Origin of the sequence: Prevotella marseillensis, from assembly GCF_900625065.1 — a bacterium.
GTDB classification, from domain to species: domain Bacteria; phylum Bacteroidota; class Bacteroidia; order Bacteroidales; family Bacteroidaceae; genus Prevotella; species Prevotella rara.
The window spans coordinates 1,332,380-1,350,285 of the sequence record NZ_UYXY01000001.1 but is presented as its reverse complement, the minus strand read 5'-3'; the positions used below and the strand labels follow the sequence as shown (position 1 = coordinate 1,350,285).

The following is a 17,906-nucleotide window of genomic DNA, read 5'->3' as shown; positions in this document are numbered from 1 at the left end:
CACATATTATCGTGTGAAGCATAATTGCAAGCCCTAGCATAATATTGAATTGCAAAATTAAAAATAAAACTTATTTAAAGCGATATTTATTCCTAATTTTTTCTATGCAATATAAAATACCTTTGTCGGCAGTGCTAAAATAATATATACCTAAATTCCGCAGCATTTTAGTTTAACTTATTTTATAAGTACCTGAGCAACAAAAAGTTGCTCAGGATTTTGCTATGTCAGATTTTTCACCTATCTTAGTGTTGCAAATCAAAATATGTATCAAACCCGACAGACATGGCAAAGGTAGCAATAAAATCTGAGAAACTCTCTCCTTTTGGAGGAATTTTTTCAATAATGGAGCAATTTGACTCCAATCTCTCATCTGTAATCGACTCAACCCTCGGTATGAGATGCAGGCTGTATGGTTATCAATACAGCGAAATCATCCGTTCGCTTATGAGCGTTTATTTCTGTGGCGGCTCATGCATAGAGGATGTCACCACTCATCTGATGTACCACCTCTCGCTTCATCCGACACTTCGCACATGCAGTGCCGACACGATTCTCAGAGCCATAAAGGAACTGACCCAGGATAACATTTCCTACACATCCGACACTGGCAAGACCTACGACTTCAACACGGCAGACAAGCTGAATACACTGCTCCTCAATTGCCTATTGTCCACAGGGCAACTGAAAGAGGGCGAGGGGTATGACGTTGACTTCGACCACCAGTTCATAGAGGCTGAGAAGTATGATGCGAAGCCTACATACAAGAAGTTCCTTGGTTATCACCCTGGCGTGGCGGTTATTGGCGACTTGATTGTCGGCATTGAGAACAGCGACGGCAACACAAATGTCCGTTTCCACCAGAAGGACACGCTGAAGAGGTTCTTTGAAAGGTTTGAACAGAACAAGCTTATTATCAACCGTTTCAGAGCTGATTGCGGCTCGTGTTCTGAAGAGATAGTGGAAGAGATTGCTAAACACTGCAAGACCTTCTATATCCGTGCCAACCGATGCAGTTCGCTCTACAATGACATCTTTGCCCTCAGAGGTTGGAAGAAAGTGGAATTGGGCGGCATTGAGTTTGAGCTGGCCTCCATTCTCATCGAGAAATGGAAAGGGAAGGCATACCGTCTTGTGATTCAAAGACAGAAGCGGATAGACGGCGAACTCGACCTGTGGGAAGGAGAATACACCTACCGCTGCATCCTTACAAATGACTACGAGTCTTCCGAGAAAGAGATTGTCGAATTCTATAACCTCCGTGGAGGGAAGGAACGCATCTTCGATGACATGAATAACGGATTCGGCTGGAACAGGCTTCCAAAATCCTTCATGGGAGAAAACACGGTGTTTCTTCTGCTTACGGCACTCATACGCAACTTCTATAAATTCATCATGGCGAGGCTTGACGTGAAGAGGTTCGGACTCAAAGCAACAAGCCGCATCAAGGCGTTTGTCTTCAAGTTCATCTCTGTGCCAGCCAAATGGGTCAGGACATCAAGGCAGTATGTGCTGAATATCTATTCATGCAACAACGCTTATGCTGATGTGTTCCAGAATGACTTTGGATGACACCGACAACTTATGGTCGTGATTTTGCGTATTGCCTCAAGTCGCATGGTGGGGTAAGGGGATTTAATGCGTCTTTGTGGCGATTTTTGCTGCGTTGCACCCTCTTTTGCCACAGTGTCGCTACCTTTTTGACCTCTGTGTCATCTTATGAGGGCGGTTGCGGATTTGAGGATATAATGTTTATTTCAGCGTTTTTATCTTAATTGGGCTTTATATGAACGAAGATGTTTCCATGTGATGTATCTAATGATAATGCTGTTTATAGCGAAAGCTGTTGTATATCCTATCGCAGCGCCTAGAATACCACCACATATTACATCGCCCAAATAATGCACCCCTAAATATATTCTAGAATAGCAAACGATAAAAGCCCATGTAAACAGATAAATTGTAATTCTTTTGTTTTTAATTATGTAAGATAAAAATGCGGCGGCTCCTAATGTATTGGCTGCATGGATGGATACAAATCCATATTGACCTCCTTTGTAACCATATACGTAATGTAAAAATTCGCATACGCCAATGGTGTGTGATGGTCTTAAACGGCATACATATGGCTTTATAACAGAAGCTGATATCTGATCACATAATGTTATGACGAGTGTTAATCCCAGAACAATAACAAGATATCTTCTTAGTTTTGTTTTTTTTCTTAGAAAATATAAAGTGATTGCTATTAAAACACAGATTGAACATGTTATTCTTGATGACATGGCATATAGAATAGCATCTACAATTGAGCCTCCATTAAAATTTAAAGCAATTGTTAATTGTTTGTCTATAGCATCCAATATTTCAAAAATAGGATATAAATACCCTGGAATAATACAAAAAACGATTATTATTGCTGAAATTGTAGATATGATAATAGTTCTTTTCATCTGTTTTTTGCACAAAAATAAGTGGAAATTTTGAAGACATTTTGTAGATTTTAGGACAATAGTGTTAAATATAGCATTTTATGTGGTGTTATTGGTATAAATGATAATGCTAAACTATAAGAACAGAAAGGTTTTATAAGACAATTTTATTATAAATAATATTTACGGGCGAATGTATTTGTGTTGGCCTTTCTGTATAGATTAATTTATTAATCATACTTATTATGCAATAATACTGCTTGGCATTATTATCGTTATGGATATGTTATTTGGATGAGATGTCTTGTCGTTGTAATGTATCGATTTATAGGTGGTTATGATTAATTCGTAAAGTGAATATTTATGATGATGGCCAATTATGGTAAGGATATCTTTATATATTATTTAAATGCTATGATAAAATGATTCTTGTTGTTAATGTGTTTGTATTCAATTTTCCAGTTGTGAAATTTGCATATCGCTTTTACGATGGATAACCCAAGACCGCTGCCCTTATTATCGCGTATCGGTCTATAAAAGCGGTTAAACAATAAGTTCTCATCAAGTGCCATTCCATTTGATGTATTTGAGATAATCATTCTGTCTTGCTCAACTGTTATTATTATTTCACCATTAATTTGGTTGTGTCTTAAAGCATTTACAATTAAATTGTTGATCATGCTTTCTAAAAGAGTGCTATTACATTTAATTATCATAGACGGAAGTTTAAAATCTCTTATAATAGTTATCCCATCAGATATAGAATGTAACAAGGGCAACATACGATTTAAGATATTTATTATATCAACTTCAGACATTTCATTATATTGATTGTTGTCTATTCTTGCAAGCAATAATAGATTCTTGTTGAGGCGTGTCAGGCGTACTGTAAGATTATAAAGGTCTTGTATCGTATCTGCTTGCTTTTTAGTGAGATGCTCGTCTTGTAACAAATTATCGAGTTTGCTTTGGAATATAGCTAAAGGTGTTTGCATCTCATGTGATGCATTTTCTGTAAATTCTTTTTGTATATTATAACTTATCAGGCTGTTTCTCATAAGGATTGTTACAGCCTCATTTAATTTAGTAAATTCATTTACCTTGTTTTCCGGAAACTGTGGCACCTTTTTGTCCTCAAGTTTAAATCTGCTTATTTGGCTTAGTGTATAATAAAAAGGTGTCCAAAGCTTTACAGAAATATTTTTCATTATTAATATTACAGATATTCCGATGATGCATATTATCAGTCCGAATTGTATCATGATTCCATGCATGATGTCTCGTTCAACATCGAGTGGGGGAATGTCTTTTCCGTGTTTTATTGTATCAATAACCAGTATGAGGTCTTCTGCATAATAGTGTTTTGTGAGCCAATAAAATAATGGCGTTGCCAATAGCATGAGAATAGTTACGCAAATGGTGAACTGTAGCATGGCTTTGTCTATAAGATTACTTCTTCTCATTCTTCTATCCATTTGTATCCTGTACCGTAAATATTTTTAATACACTCTGAACATCCTTGTCTTGTAAGTTTTGCCTTCAGATTTTTGATATGCGTATATACAAAATTATGATTGTCTAGCATGTCGGCCATTTCTCCGGTTAAATGTTCGGCCATAGAAAGTTTTGATATAACCTTATTCTTATTGCTTATTAAAAATAACAGCAGTTCGTATTCTGTTCTTGTGAGGGTTATTGTTTCAGAGTTTATTGTTACGGTCTTTTTTAGCAGATCAATTTTTATGCCGTTGCTGCACAGAATATTGCTGGTATAAAATTTTTTTCGTCTGATGATCGCGTATATTCGCATTTTAAGTTCCGGCAGACTAAACGGTTTTGCCAGATAGTCATCAGCACCTACTTCCAGGCCTGTTATTTTATCATTAATAGAGTCTTTTGCTGACACAATGATTACTCCTACTTGGCTATGTCTGTCTCTGATTTCTTTTAATAGTTCAAGGCCGTTTCCATCTGGCAGCATTATGTCAAGAACAATGCATTCATATTCATATAAATGCACTTTCATTCTTGCATCTGCAAAGGTGAATGCCTGTTCACACAAATAATTTTCAGAACTTAAGAATGTAACAATGTTGTCTGAAAGTTCTCTTTCGTCTTCAATTATAAGTATCTTCATTTTAACAATAAGAGTATGCTTCCGCCTGTGATTAATATTCCGCCCGCAATGGTTCTAAAGCTGATAGGTTCTTTTAATATTATAAATGACATAAATATAGTTAGTGGAACACTAAGTTTGTCTATTGGGGCAACGCGTGAGACATCACCATTTTGTAAAGCTTTAAAATAAAACAACCAAGAACATCCTGTGGCTATACCTGATAGAATAAGAAATAGCCATGAGTGTAAACTGATATCCTTAATCTTATCTTCAACTCCACAAAATAGAACAATGCCCCATGTCAATAATACTATTATTGATGTTCTTATGGCTGTAGCTAAGTCTGAATTTACATCTTTAATGCCTATTTTGGCAAATATAGCTGTTAATGAGGCAAATAGGGCGGACAATAATGCGTAATATTTCCACATAATACATTATATTCATATTGTGACGTAAAAATACATCATTTATATGTTAAAAACAAATATAATGAAATTTTTTATAAAAAAATAATATCTTTCTTCTTTAAGAGCATTTTTCATTGTCGCAGATTAAATTATTCAACTTAAATTTTATGTATGCATTTGTTTCAATGAGATAATCCTATGGTTTATGCATGATAACTCAGCCACTTTTTGTTCAAAAGTTACTGAGTTCTTATACGTAAATAATAGGTTTTCAATTTGAAACTATTTTGTGCTTTCTTCTATTGATGATTCGTCCTTTGTGGTGAATTCGTACTAAAGTATAATGAGAATGATGCTTAATGTTTCAATTTTTATAAGGGAAATTAATTCGTCTTTTATGTTTCGCAATTTATATGTTTATGCTTTGATGTCAAGTCAAGGAAAACGCCTCTGTCTGCTTCATGATAAATGAGGTTATTATCCTCCTTTGTTTAATTAATATGAAAATATAAAAATGAAATTTGATTGATTAAATATAGAAATTTTAGCGGGATACTTTTCTCCCTAGTCTTCAGATAATTAGTATTTAATAAACCTTTAGTTGATGCAGCATTATCATGATTTACCAAGTTTGTTGAGCATATATTGGTAATAATAATTTGTTTCCATATCTTCTGGAAATAATTTTCCTAATACAATTTTACTTTCTTCAGGTGAAAATATTACTGCCTTTTTAAGATTTTTCAGAAATTCGTCTTCTTTATTTAGAGAGTAACAAATGGCTGCATAATATGCGTATCCCTTAGTCCAATTAGGATATTTCTTGTATAGCATTTGAAACATCTTGTATGCTACGTTAATATTTCCGCTTTCGTAAATAACGATTGCGGTCTTCATTACAATATTTGGAGAGTAGCCAGAGTCTTTGATTGCTTTAAGAAAATATTTTTTAGACTCATAAAAACGTCCGCTCCCGATAAGCAGGCTGCCTCTGTAAACCAACAATTCATTTTGGTCGCATCCTATATTTTGCGCTTTGTCAAGGACTGTCATACTTTCGTCAATTCTTCCAAGACGGCATAATGCAAATGCCCAGTCTTTATAAATGTCTGTTAGCATTGGAGAATTCTGTGCAGATAATCTTTCTGCAATTTGAAAATGTTTAATGGCATTAAGATAATCCTCAAGCAACATATTACAGAATCCTATCAGAGTCTCGCCATTTTCGTCATTAGGGCATTGTTCGCAATATCTTGTATAATATTTCAAGGCTTCTTTATAATTCCCGAGATTATACAGACCGTTTGCTTTGTTTAGGAGCGCCGTTGCATTTTCAGGGTTAATTGCAAGGGCAAATTCACAACTTTGTATGGCTTCCTCAATATTATTGCATAAAAATTGTGAAGATGCAAGCGAGTTCCAATATTGAGTGGAGTAGGGATTATTGTCTATTAATTCATTAAATAGCTCTTGGCTTTTCTTATAATCGCCATTTTCCATCATAATCCTTGCATATTGCTCTTTATATTCGACTGTATCAACTGCTTCTGATTTCTTTATCCACTTATTAGCTTTTCCTATAATGTTATAGTCTATGTATAAAGCTGTTGTGTCAATGGCAAAATAGTCTTTTTCGTCATCATCAATTTCTTCGTATTTATTTTCAAGGTAGTTGTCGGCTTCTTCTATTTTACCCTCATTAATCATTATTTCTGCCTTGAGGTAGAAATATTCTAAATCATTCTTGTCGTTAATTAAGTCTGCGTATAAATTGGCTTTATTAATGTCATTGTAATCCAGAAGTGCCATTCTCGCTTTAAATAAAAGCGGAGCGGCAGCTCCTGGATATAGGTCTATAGCTCTGTTGATTATCTCTATTGCAGCATTAACTTTGCCATGATTATAGTAATATTCAGCAATATCAACAAATTCTTCGGAATCTAATATTATTTCCTGTCCACGCCTTTCAGCTTCTTCAAATTTTTTCAGAGTAGCTTTGAATTCGTTTGACTCAAAATAATCTTCAGAGTTATTATATGACATCTATTCAATTTTTATTAATTTTAGACCATGTGTCCTTTAGGCCGACTGTTTTGTTGAAAACAAGATGGTCGGGGGTAGAACTTAAATCGGCCATGAAGTATCCAATGCGTTGGAACTGCAGATATTCTCCCGGCTTCTTTTCTGCTGCGAATTTTTCAACATAACACTCAGGGATAATTGTGAGTGAGTCAGGATTAAGAAGCTCTCTGAAATCCCTTTCGTCAGCAGAAGGATTCTCCACGTTAAACAGACGGTCGTATATTCTTACTTCTGCTTTTTGGCAATAGTCTGCACTTACCCAATGTAGCGTTCCTTTTACTTTGCGGTTTGCTCCCTCCATGCCGCTTTTGCTGATAGGGTCATATTCGGCTTGTATCTCTGTAATGTTACCGTTCTCGTCTTTTGTACATCCTGTACATTTAACTATATATGCATTTTTAAGGCGTACCTCTTTTCCTGGAGTCATTCTGAAGAACTTTTTAGGAGCATCTTCCATAAAGTCTTCACGTTCAATCCATAGATTCCTGCTGAAAGTAATCATGTGGCTTCCATCAGCTTCGTTTTCAGGATTGTTGATTGCCTCCATTTCTTCGGTTTGACCCTCCGGATAGTTCGTGATAACAAGTTTCACGGGATTGACAACTGCCGAAACCCTTATAGCTCTTTTGTTAAGGTCGTCACGGACAGCAGCTTCGAGAAGTGCCATATCATTAAGAGCATCAAACTTTGTATATCCGATACTCTTTATGAAGTTTCTAATGCTTTCTGGTGAATACCCTCTTCTGCGCATACCGCAAATAGTCGGCATACGAGGATCGTCCCATCCGTTTACTTTATGCTCATCAACAAGCGCATGTAATTTACGTTTGCTCATTACAGTATATGTAAGATTTAGACGATTGAATTCAATCTGTCTGGGACGATTGTCATTGATGTTTTCTGTTTCACCTTTATATGCTTTCAGTTCGTCAATGAACTTATCATAGAGTGGACGGTGGGGGACAAATTCGAGTGTGCATATTGAATGGGTTACTCCTTCGAAGAAATCACTTTGTCCATGTGCAAAGTCATACATCGGGTATGCATGCCATTTTGTCCCTGTACGATGATGTGGTGTATGTATTATACGATACATAATAGGGTCACGGAAATGCATATTCGGATTTGCCATATCAAGTTTAGCTCGTAGAACCATAGAGCCTTCTTCCACGTCAGGAGTGTTCATCTTATTGAAGAGCTCAAGGTTTTCTTCAATAGGTCTGTCTCTATAGGGCGATGGCGTGCCGGGCTGTGTTGGTGTCCCTTTCTGCTCGGCAATCATTTCACTTGACTGTTCGTCTATATATGCTTTTCCTTCTTTGATCATCCATACGGCAAAATCCCAAAGCTGTTGGAAGTAGTCAGAAGCATAATAAACGTTTTCCCAATGAAATCCCAGCCACTTTATATCATTAAGAATAGAATCAACATATTCGGTATCTTCTTTGCTTGGGTTTGTGTCATCGAAGCGTAGATTGCAGATGCCGTTGTATTTCTCAGCGACACCGAAATCCATGCAAATAGCCTTAGCATGTCCTATGTGTAAGTATCCGTTTGGCTCAGGCGGAAAACGTGTTTGTATTCTTCCTCCGTTTTTACCTTCTGCCAAGTCGCTTTCTACTAGTTGCTCAACAAAGCTAAGACTTTTCTTCTCTTCATTCTTAATCTCTTCGTTCATTACCATAATAATCTGAATTATTGTGCAAAGATAATGTAAACCTAAGACAAAACAAAACAAATTGTAGTCGTTTTTATCGTTTTGTGTGGCTTATGTTATTAGTAATCAAAGACAAATTAAGAAATTGCAACTAATATTTACTAGGTTTACCGTTTAATTTAATCTTTGTCTTAATTTATATGCATTAAACAATGCAGGACTATGATTTAGTGATCTTATTATTATTAGATCCTCTAAAATCATAGTCCTGCACTTGACATATATTGTGATTATTGAATTCCTCTTTTATTTAATGCTTCAGAGTATTTTGCTGCATTCTTTAAATGTTCGTCATATGTTTCAGCAAAGTTATGTGTACCGCTAAAATCTTCTTTTGCACACATATATAAATAATTGTGATGAACGTGATTTAACACTGCATCGATGCCCGCAACAGTTGGAATCCTTATTGGGCCGGGAGGCAGACCTATATTTTTATATGTGTTATATGGGCTTTTAACGGTCAACATGTTATTGTAAATGCGCCTTATGTTGAAGTCCTGCAATGCAAATTTTATAGTCGGGTCTGCTTGTAATGGCATTCCGGCTTTTAATCTATTGTAATACATTCCTGCAATCATAGGCTTTTCTTGGTCGTTTGCAGTTTCTTCGTCAACAATACTTGCCATTGTTATTACCTCTTCTTTTGTCAGGTTCATGGCTTTAGCCTTCTGAGTCCGCTCAAAATTCCAGAACTTTTTGTTTTCTTTATTCATTTTTTCTAGAAATTTGTCTACGGAAATGTTCCAATATAATTCATATGTATTGGGGATAAACATGCACAATATTGTTTGTGTTGTATATCCGTATTTTGCACATGTTGCAGAATCTGTCAGTGCTTTATGTATTGACAAACTATCCATCATCATTTTCTTTGAGATGATTTCAGCAAGCTTATCAACAGTTCTTACACTTGGTATTGTAAGGTTTACTGATGATTGAAGGCCATTTTTTAGTTTTCTGAACACTGTAAATGCGCCATTCCCTTTTTCAATCTCATATCGTCCTGTTCTGATATTTTCTGTATATGAACTGTATTTTACCAATATTTTGAAGCCTGACATAGAGTTGCTTGTTGCTATAGGTTCAAGCTTTGCATATACAGAGTCAATATTATCGTCATCATCTATATATACATATGTGTTGTTTTCTTTTGTAGACATTGAAGAAAATAAATAATAATAGCAAAGAAGACATGCTATTACAGCGCAAATAGCTGTTACAATTAGAATTTTTTTTGATGTTGCCTTTTTCATTTCTGTGGTTTTTTATTCGGGCGCAAAATTACATTTTATTTTTGAATTAGAATAGAATATAATAATATTTTATTTTTTAATGTTTCGTGATATTGAATTTTATTTTGTCGGGTCATTTTATTTGGCTGTACATAAGGTGGTGATTAATGCATGTAATGGAGTAGTTCAAGCAAGATAAATGATTTATAATGAAATGCTTGTGACTAAGGACGTATTCTATTCAGTCTAAAATAAATGTTAATGCTATGTATTGTGGAATACTAAAAGTTTTTTGCTAATGAAAAAGTATTATATGCTAATTCATAAAAATCGTATTGAAATATTTGCAGCATTGAGAATAAATATGTAATTTTGCATCATCAAAAGATGTAAATACAGACCGTATTAGTTCGATCGGGATACTCATCAAATTAAAACTGAAAACCGAGAAGACTTCTTTTGCTAATGGCGGGCCACAATATCTTATGATATAGCTGTAAAGCCGGTGGATTACAAAGGCGGAGAGCTCTCAAATCCTTATATTGCTCGGAGTTTCATCACATCACTGGTACGGTCTTTTTCAGTATAAAGGGCAGGATCGTATCCTGCCCATATTGTTTAATTTAAAAGTTATCATTATTATGTTTTCTGGAATTATAGAAGATATGGCTATAGTGTCTGCAATTGAAAAAGATAAAGATAATGTAAATTATACATTCAGATGTTCTTTTGCAAATGAATTGAAAATAGACCAAAGTGTTTCACATAATGGTGTGTGTCTTACTGTTGTGAACCTTGATAATGATGAGTATACTGTTACAGCCATGAAGGAGACATTGGAGCGTTCAAATCTTGGCTTGTTATCTGTTGGTGATAAAGTTAATGTTGAACGTTCAATGATAATGAATGGACGTCTTGACGGGCATATTGTGCAAGGTCATGTTGATATGACGGCTGAATGTATTAATATTGAAGACGCCAACGGCAGTACTTATTTTACGTTTAAATATCCGTTTGACAAAGAGATGGCTCGTCGTGGATATTTTACAGTAGATAAAGGTAGTGTAACGGTAAATGGTGTTTCTCTTACTGTATGTAACCCGACCGCGGACACATTTCAGGTCGCGATAATTCCTTATACATTTGAACATACAAATTTTTGTGATATTAAATTAGGAAGTAAGGTCAATATCGAGTTTGATATTCTTGGGAAGTATATAGCCAGGTTAAGTTCTTTATCATAATTAAATAACTTTTGTTAAGACTTTTGGCGAAAATCGACAAAATGGATAATTGTCTCTACTAAGTAGTTACATATATCCATTTTGTTTTTTATGTATTTTTTTTCTTCTTATTTTTGCATACAGATTATTTAATGCAAGGATATGAAGATAACAAAATTTTTTATGATCGGTGCATTGTTTTTGACACCTGCGATAGCGTTCGCTGGCGAGGTAAAACAGTGGACTTTAAAGGAATGCATTGATTATGCGATTAAGAACAACATAAAGATACAAACCGGTATCCTTTCTGTTGCATCTACAAAAGAAGATGTTAAAGAGGCAAGCGCAAGTCTTTTTCCGTCATTGTCGTTTTCAACTACTCATCAGGCCGGTTATCAACCTTTTTTAAGTGGTGATAAATCTCAAACGGATAAAGGTAGCTATGCTGGCGATTATGGATTAAATGCAACTTGGACTGTATGGAATGGAAATAAAAATCATAACAATATAAAATTGCAGAAGATAACAAGCCAGCAGGCCAATTTAAGCTTAGAAGAAAATGTTAATAGTATTCAGGAGCAGATCGTCCAGCTTTATGTTCAGATTTTATATGTCAGCGAAGCTGTTGATGTAAACGCTCAAATACTTGAGATAAGTAAACAGAATGCGGCAAGGGGAAAGGAAATGTACGATGTCGGCTCGTTGTCAAAAGCTGATTTGGCTCAACTTGATGCGCAGGTCGCTACAGATGAGTATAATCTTGTAAATATTAAAGGTGAATTAGAAGATTATAAGCTTCAGATGAAAAACCTTCTTAGGTTAAACTATGATTATGTTTTTGACATAGCTTTGCCTAGTTCAACAGATGAACAGGCTCTTGGAGTTATACCTTCTGCAAAAGAAGTCTTAGATAATGCTCTTTCGCTTCGCCCGGAAATGCAAAATGCAAAATTAGGTGTTGAGGCCAGTAATTTGGATATTGAGATTGCTAAAGCTGGTTATAGTCCCACAATAAGTCTTTCTGGAGGAGTGGGGACAAACACGCTAACAGGTATCGGGCAAAATTGGACAAATCAAATGAAAAGCAATTTTAATGGTTCGCTAGGCGTCACCTTAAGTATACCAATATTTGACAATCGTTCAACTAAAACAGCAATTAATAAGGCAAAGATGGGGCTTCAGCAATCAGAACTTGAAGTTGCAGATGCTCAAAGTAATCTTGCTTTAACAATTCAAGGATTTTGGATAAATGCGATGACAAATCAACGGCGTTTTAGGTCGGCACAAGTTAGTGTTAGTAGTGCAGAAGAAAGTTATGGGCTTTTAAGTGAACAATTTCGTTTAGGTCTTAAAAATATTGTTGAGCTTACTAATGCAAAAACAGTATTACTTAATGCTCAGCAGAGTCGTTTAGAGAGCAAATATATGACCATTCTTTATTTGCAACTACTTAATTTCTATAAAGGTGAAGAAATGAATTTAATATAACCCGGTAAAATGAAGAAAAAGATTATCATTAGTTTGGCAGTTGTTGTCATTATCGTTGTTTGTTGCAGCTTGTTTTTCTGCGGCAAAGGAAAGCATGAGATTTCATATGACACTGCTGTAGTTGGTGTGAGCAATATTTCTAATAGTGTTACAGCGACAGGTACGATAGAGCCTGTGACCTCTGTTGACGTTGGTACACAGGTATCTGGTATAGTTGATAAAATCTATGTCGATTATAATACTGTTGTCAAAAAAGGACAGGTTATAGCTGAACTGGATAAGACAAATCTTATCAGCGAGTTAAATATTGCAAAGGCTAATTTGAGCGATGCAACTAGTAACTTGCGTTACCAGCAGGCTAATTATAAACGCTATAATGCGCTATATAAAAAAGGTCTAATTAGCGCTGATGATTATGAGAATGCATTATTGTCATACCGTCAGGCACAAGATGCAGTAAGACAGCAAAAAGAGAGCGTTCAGAAAGCTCAGACTAATCTTGGATATGCTACTATCACATCACCAATAGATGGAGTCGTATTGTCAAAAGAGGTTGAAGAAGGGCAGACTGTTGCGGCTAGCTTTGAAACTCCTACATTGTTCACTATTGCAAGAGATCTTACGGACATGAGAGTGATTGCAGATGTTGATGAAGCTGATATTGGTGATGTTAAAGAAGGAGAACGCGTTTCTTTTACAGTTGATGCTTATCCGGATGACACTTTTTCAGGTACCGTTACTCAGGTTAGGCAGGAGGCCACGACAACTAATAATGTCGTTACTTATGAGGTGGTAATTAGTGCTCCTAATAAGGATTTAAAGTTAAAACCAGGTCTTACTGCCAATGTTACAATTTATACACTTGAGAAATCTAATGTGTTGAGTGTCCCGAATAAGGCATTAAGGTTTACTCCTACAAAGGAACTGATAGGAGATGCTATAATAAAAGATTGTAAAGGCAGTAAAAAAGTTTGGACATTTAGTAATAATGTTTTTGAGGCTCATCCTGTAACTGTTGGAATCAGTGATGGAATTAATACAGAGTTGCTTGGTGGTATCAAAAAAGGTGCAAAAATAATAACAGAGATAAAAGTCGGTATGGGCAATGGGGGCAATGCTGTTCCGCCATCTGAAGCTTCAGTGCAGGAGTCTAGTCCGTTTGCTCCTAAAGGGCCTGGTCAAAACAAGAAAAAATAATTAATAAGGAAATGTCAGATATTAATTCAGATAATCGTAAGGTAGTCATTGAACTTCAGAATGTGTTTCGTGATTTTCATGTTGGTGATGAGACTGTACATGCCCTGCGAGGTGTATCTTTTAAAATATATGAAGGAGAATTCGTTACCATAATGGGTAAGTCTGGTTCTGGTAAATCAACTCTTCTTAATCAATTAGGATGTCTCGATACTCCTAGTCGTGGTGAGTATTATCTTGACGGCATATCTGTACGTAAAATGAAAAAACCGGAAAGGGCTGTATTGAGGAATCGCAAGATAGGCTTTGTATTTCAAAATTATAATCTTTTGCCAAAGACAACCAGTATAGAGAATGTTGAGCTTCCTTTAATGTACAATCCTGGTATTAGTGCAAAAGAACGTCGTGAGCGTTCAATAGAAGCTCTGAAGGCTGTAGGATTGGGCAATCGTCTTTATCATAAGTCAAATCAGATGTCTGGAGGTCAGATGCAACGTGTCGCCATTGCGCGTGCATTGGTCAATAATCCTGCTGTTTTACTTGCAGATGAGGCTACTGGAAATCTTGACACGCGCACGTCTTTCGAGATATTGGTCCTATTCCAGAAATTGCATGCAGCAGGAAGAACTATTATTTTTGTAACGCATAATCCTGATATTGCGAATTATTCGAGTCGGAATATAGTCCTTCGTGATGGTATTGTAAGAAGTGATGAAGTTAATAATAACATTCTTTCTGCTGCTAAAGCTCTTGCAGAGCTGCCGCCTTCTCGAGATGATTGATTTATTTATATGGGGAGATTAATTCGTATTTATATGAGCTCGGACTTTCATATAATGTAGATTTATCGTACCTTTGGGAAATTTAAAAGCTGAGGTTTAAAAAGAGATTAAAGAACAAATGAGTATAACCAATTTATTTAAGATAGCATTACGTGCGATAGCTGCAAACAAGCTGCGCTCTTTTCTTACGATGCTTGGTATAATAATTGGTGTGGCATCGGTTATTACCATGTTGGCAATAGGACAGGGCAGCAAGCAAAGTATACAAAAACAAATATCCGAAATGGGGTCAAATATGATAATGATTATGCCTGGGCAGGATATGCGTGGAGGTGTGCGACAAGAAGCTTCTTCAATGGAAACGCTTAAATTGACAGATTATGAAGCACTAAAAGATCAATGCAAATATATTAGTGCAATAAGTCCTGTGGTAAATAGTTCTGGCCAGTTTATCAATGGTAATAACAATACACCATCAACGATATATGGAGTGAACCAGGATTATTTGACAATACGAAAATTGGACGTTGAAGACGGAGAGATGTTTTCAGATGAAGATATAAAGTCTAGTGCAAAAGTTTGTGTTGTTGGAAAAACTGTTGTTGATAATCTTTTTCCTGATGGATCTGATCCCGTAGGGAAGGTTATACGTTTTAACACGATTCCTTTTCGTATTGTAGGTGTCCTGAAAAGTAAAGGATACAATTCTATGGGTATGGATCAGGACGATTTGGTGCTTGCGCCTTATTCGGCTGTTATGAAACGTATACTTGCTATAACCTACGTACAGAGTATTTCATGTTCTGCTCTTACTGAGGACTTGACAGATAAAGCTACAGAAGAAATTACATCGATTTTACGTTCTCAGCATAAACTAAAGGATGCCACAGATGATTTTGAAGGCGATGAGGATGATTTTAATATACGTTCTCAAGAAGAGTTGGCTACCATGATGAACTCAACGACAGACCTAATGACAATCTTGTTGGCATGTATTGCAGGCATATCTCTTGTCGTAGGAGGTATTGGAATAATGAACATCATGTATGTCAGTGTTACTGAACGTACTCGTGAAATCGGTTTGCGTATGAGTGTCGGAGCAAGAGGGGTAGACATCCTGAGCCAGTTCCTCATAGAGTCAATTCTTTTAAGTGTTACTGGTGGATTAATTGGGGTACTCATTGGTATCGGTGCTACTTTTGGAGTAAATATATTTGCCAAATGGCCAGTGCTTATACAGCCTTGGAGTGTATTCCTTAGCTTTTTTGTCTGTACGGCAACTGGAGTTTTCTTTGGATGGTATCCGGCCAAGAAGGCTGCTCAACTTGATCCGATAGAAGCTATTAGGTATGAGTAGGCTAATATGAATTGATTAAGAAATTAGAATTGATTGGAAACTATGAGCAAAAAGAACGCATTCTTAATTATTTTTCATCTGTTTTGTTGGATTATCGTTGCCTTGCCTTCGGTTATCTTTGTTCCACAGCGCATACAGTATGATGCCGTGATGTATCTTATCCGCTTGTGTTTCCCTGCGTTTATGTGCGTCATATTTTATCTTAATTATTTTTGGCTTGCTCCACGTTGCATAATTTCAAGTCGTCGAAAAAATGTTTATATTGTAATTAACGTTTTTGTTATTACAATATTGGCGATATGTATGCAATTTATGATGGATTATATACATATACGTGAGATGGAGGCTGGTTGGACGCCACCACAACATGAACGCTTTACAAAAATGTCTGTATTCTTATCATTGACCATTCGCAATGGTTGTTCATTTGCTTTTTCTGCAGCAGTGGGAACCTTATTGTGTCTTGCGATGAAATGGCAAAAAGCCGAAGCCGCAAGACGCGAAATGGAAATACAAAAAACAGAGGCCGAATTAAAAAATTTGCGTAACCAAATTAATCCACATTTTCTGCTTAATACATTAAATAATATATATGCACTTATCTCTTTTGATCAGTCAAAGGCCCAGAAGGCCGTTCTTTCTTTGAGCGCTTTATTGCGTCAGATGCTTTATGGTACACAGAAAAATGCCATAACCTTGAAAGAAGAGGCTGATTTTATTACACATTATGTTGATTTAATGCGTATTAGAACAGGTGAAAACGTTAATATAAAATTAAATATATCCATACCGCCTTCTAATGATATATTCATTGCGCCGGTAATATTAATCTCATTAGTTGAGAATGCTTTTAAACATGGTATTAGTCCTACTATGACTAGCTTTATTTCAATTAATCTGTTTTCTGATGGTGAAAAAATTGAGTTTGAAATAAAAAACAGCAATTTCCCTAAAAATAATTCAGATAAAAGTGGGCATGGCATAGGTCTTAAGCAAGTTGCGAAACGTTTGGACCTTGCATATAAAGATAAATATGAATGGATAAAAGGTGTAGATGATTTAAATAAAGTATATTACTCTAAAATTATTATTTATGATATTAAATTGTGCGATAATAGATGATGAACCATTAGCAGCGAGATTGCTTGCCAGTTATGCAGAGAAGACTCCTGAATTAAAACTTACAGGAACTTATGATAGTGCTGTTTCTGCAATGAAAGTGTTAAGAAATAATCCTGTTGATTTGTTGTTTCTAGACATTCAGATGCCTGAACTTAGTGGGCTTGAGTTTGCTAATATTATACCGAAGGAAACTCGTATTATTTTTACAACGGCTTTTGACCGTTATGCTATTGATGGCTACAAGGTTAATGCTATAGACTATCTTTTAAAACCGATAAGTTATGAGCAGTTTGTTATGGCTGTCAACAAAGCTGTTGAATGGTTTAAGACAATGAACCGTCAGGAGACAATGTCTCAAGATAAGTTTTTGTATATTAAAAGTGAGTATAAACTAGTAAAGGTTAGATTTGATGATATCCTTTATATCGAAGGCCTAAAAGACTATATTAAGGTGTATCTTGTTGATAACAAGAAACCAGTATTGTCTCTTATGAACATGAAGAAGTTGGAGGATTTTCTTCCGCATCCGCCTTTTATGAGAGTTCATCGGTCTTTTATTGTCAATATGACAAAAGTGGAGATGATTGATCGTGGGCGCATCATTATTGGCAGTACGATTATTCCTGTTTCAGAAAGTTATAAAAATCAGTTCCAAAGTTTTATTGATAACCATATTTTGCAATAATAGACAGAAGGCTACTTGGGGATATTTATGTAATTTATATTTTAAATGATATACGTATTT

15 protein-coding genes are annotated in these 17,906 nt (G+C 35.7%); 8 read left to right on the top strand and 7 right to left on the bottom strand.

What is annotated here, in order from left to right; translation table 11 throughout:
- Positions 1-285: 285 nt before the first annotated feature.
- Positions 286-1,572: an IS1380-like element ISBf11 family transposase gene (locus tag EJL04_RS05665; RefSeq protein WP_125103926.1), complete on the top strand. Its 1,287-nt coding sequence runs from the start codon at positions 286-288 to the stop codon at positions 1,570-1,572.
- Between the two features lie 194 nt (positions 1,573-1,766).
- Here the strand turns inward: EJL04_RS05665 and EJL04_RS05660 are convergent, their stop codons facing one another.
- From EJL04_RS05660 to mltG, 7 genes are all read right to left on the bottom strand, one after another.
- Positions 1,767-2,453 (bottom strand): phosphatase PAP2 family protein, encoded by a 687-nt coding sequence (locus EJL04_RS05660; protein ID WP_125104337.1) that lies wholly within the window; start codon positions 2,451-2,453, stop codon positions 1,767-1,769.
- Between the two features lie 380 nt (positions 2,454-2,833).
- Positions 2,834-3,895, bottom strand: coding sequence for a sensor histidine kinase (locus EJL04_RS05655; RefSeq protein WP_125104336.1), 1,062 nt, complete (start codon positions 3,893-3,895; stop codon positions 2,834-2,836).
- A complete protein-coding gene (locus tag EJL04_RS05650; protein WP_125104335.1) occupies positions 3,892-4,569 on the bottom strand; it encodes a response regulator transcription factor in 678 nt (225 codons plus the stop codon). Before EJL04_RS05650 ends, EJL04_RS05655 begins: the two co-directional genes overlap by 4 nt.
- Positions 4,566-4,982: an EamA family transporter gene (locus EJL04_RS05645; RefSeq protein WP_021854197.1), complete on the bottom strand. Its 417-nt coding sequence runs from the start codon at positions 4,980-4,982 to the stop codon at positions 4,566-4,568. The genes EJL04_RS05650 and EJL04_RS05645 overlap by 4 nt, the downstream gene beginning before the upstream one ends.
- Before the next feature lie 594 nt (positions 4,983-5,576).
- Positions 5,577-7,004, bottom strand: coding sequence for a tetratricopeptide repeat protein (locus tag EJL04_RS05640; RefSeq protein WP_125104334.1), 1,428 nt, complete (start codon positions 7,002-7,004; stop codon positions 5,577-5,579).
- Between the two features lie 4 nt (positions 7,005-7,008).
- The gene (locus EJL04_RS05635) at positions 7,009-8,727 is read right to left on the bottom strand and encodes a glutamine--tRNA ligase/YqeY domain fusion protein (protein WP_125104333.1); all 1,719 of its coding nucleotides are present in this window, start codon (positions 8,725-8,727) and stop codon (positions 7,009-7,011) included.
- Between the two features lie 263 nt (positions 8,728-8,990).
- Positions 8,991-10,016: an endolytic transglycosylase MltG gene (gene mltG, locus EJL04_RS05630; protein WP_021854200.1), complete on the bottom strand. Its 1,026-nt coding sequence runs from the start codon at positions 10,014-10,016 to the stop codon at positions 8,991-8,993.
- Between the two features lie 620 nt (positions 10,017-10,636).
- On the opposite strand from mltG, the gene EJL04_RS05625 reads away from it, so the two are divergent.
- The 7 genes from EJL04_RS05625 (at position 10,637) to EJL04_RS05595 (ending at position 17,846) form a co-directional block, all read left to right on the top strand.
- Positions 10,637-11,239: a riboflavin synthase gene (locus tag EJL04_RS05625; RefSeq protein ID WP_053398588.1), complete on the top strand. Its 603-nt coding sequence runs from the start codon at positions 10,637-10,639 to the stop codon at positions 11,237-11,239.
- Between the two features lie 141 nt (positions 11,240-11,380).
- A complete protein-coding gene (locus EJL04_RS05620) occupies positions 11,381-12,706 on the top strand; it encodes a TolC family protein (protein WP_241209943.1) in 1,326 nt (441 codons plus the stop codon).
- A gap of 9 nt (positions 12,707-12,715) precedes the next feature.
- Positions 12,716-13,903, top strand: coding sequence for an efflux RND transporter periplasmic adaptor subunit (locus EJL04_RS05615; RefSeq protein ID WP_125104332.1), 1,188 nt, complete (start codon positions 12,716-12,718; stop codon positions 13,901-13,903).
- Positions 13,904-13,914: 11 nt separating this feature from the next.
- Complete coding sequence (locus EJL04_RS05610; protein WP_021854204.1) at positions 13,915-14,682, top strand: ABC transporter ATP-binding protein; 768 nt, start codon at positions 13,915-13,917, stop codon at positions 14,680-14,682.
- A 118-nt stretch (positions 14,683-14,800) separates the two neighbouring features.
- Positions 14,801-16,039 (top strand): ABC transporter permease, encoded by a 1,239-nt coding sequence (locus EJL04_RS05605; RefSeq protein ID WP_125104331.1) that lies wholly within the window; start codon positions 14,801-14,803, stop codon positions 16,037-16,039.
- A gap of 42 nt (positions 16,040-16,081) precedes the next feature.
- On the top strand, positions 16,082-17,161 hold the full coding sequence (locus EJL04_RS05600; RefSeq protein ID WP_125104330.1) for a sensor histidine kinase: 1,080 nt from the start codon (positions 16,082-16,084) through the stop codon (positions 17,159-17,161).
- Complete coding sequence (locus EJL04_RS05595) at positions 17,133-17,846, top strand: LytR/AlgR family response regulator transcription factor (RefSeq protein WP_021854207.1); 714 nt, start codon at positions 17,133-17,135, stop codon at positions 17,844-17,846. The genes EJL04_RS05600 and EJL04_RS05595 overlap by 29 nt, the downstream gene beginning before the upstream one ends.
- Positions 17,847-17,906: the final 60 nt, after the last annotated feature.

Excerpts from the sequence above, each read along its gene's own strand:
- mltG (WP_021854200.1), bottom strand. The coding sequence starts at position 10,016 with ATGAAAAAGGCAACATCAAAAAAAATTCTAATTGTAACAGCTATTTGC.
- EJL04_RS05655 (WP_125104336.1), bottom strand. The coding sequence starts at position 3,895 with ATGAGAAGAAGTAATCTTATAGACAAAGCCATGCTACAGTTCACCATT.
- EJL04_RS05605 (WP_125104331.1), top strand. The coding sequence starts at position 14,801 with ATGAGTATAACCAATTTATTTAAGATAGCATTACGTGCGATAGCTGCA.
- EJL04_RS05650 (WP_125104335.1), bottom strand. The coding sequence starts at position 4,569 with ATGAAGATACTTATAATTGAAGACGAAAGAGAACTTTCAGACAACATT.
- EJL04_RS05635 (WP_125104333.1), bottom strand. The coding sequence starts at position 8,727 with ATGGTAATGAACGAAGAGATTAAGAATGAAGAGAAGAAAAGTCTTAGC.
- EJL04_RS05600 (WP_125104330.1), top strand. The coding sequence starts at position 16,082 with ATGAGCAAAAAGAACGCATTCTTAATTATTTTTCATCTGTTTTGTTGG.
- EJL04_RS05610 (WP_021854204.1), top strand. The coding sequence starts at position 13,915 with ATGTCAGATATTAATTCAGATAATCGTAAGGTAGTCATTGAACTTCAG.
- EJL04_RS05615 (WP_125104332.1), top strand. The coding sequence starts at position 12,716 with ATGAAGAAAAAGATTATCATTAGTTTGGCAGTTGTTGTCATTATCGTT.
- EJL04_RS05645 (WP_021854197.1), bottom strand. The coding sequence starts at position 4,982 with ATGTGGAAATATTACGCATTATTGTCCGCCCTATTTGCCTCATTAACA.
- EJL04_RS05620 (WP_241209943.1), top strand. The coding sequence starts at position 11,381 with ATGAAGATAACAAAATTTTTTATGATCGGTGCATTGTTTTTGACACCT.
- EJL04_RS05660 (WP_125104337.1), bottom strand. The coding sequence starts at position 2,453 with ATGAAAAGAACTATTATCATATCTACAATTTCAGCAATAATAATCGTT.
- EJL04_RS05640 (WP_125104334.1), bottom strand. The coding sequence starts at position 7,004 with ATGTCATATAATAACTCTGAAGATTATTTTGAGTCAAACGAATTCAAA.
- EJL04_RS05665 (WP_125103926.1), top strand. The coding sequence starts at position 286 with ATGGCAAAGGTAGCAATAAAATCTGAGAAACTCTCTCCTTTTGGAGGA.
- EJL04_RS05625 (WP_053398588.1), top strand. The coding sequence starts at position 10,637 with ATGTTTTCTGGAATTATAGAAGATATGGCTATAGTGTCTGCAATTGAA.
- EJL04_RS05595 (WP_021854207.1), top strand. The coding sequence starts at position 17,133 with ATGATATTAAATTGTGCGATAATAGATGATGAACCATTAGCAGCGAGA.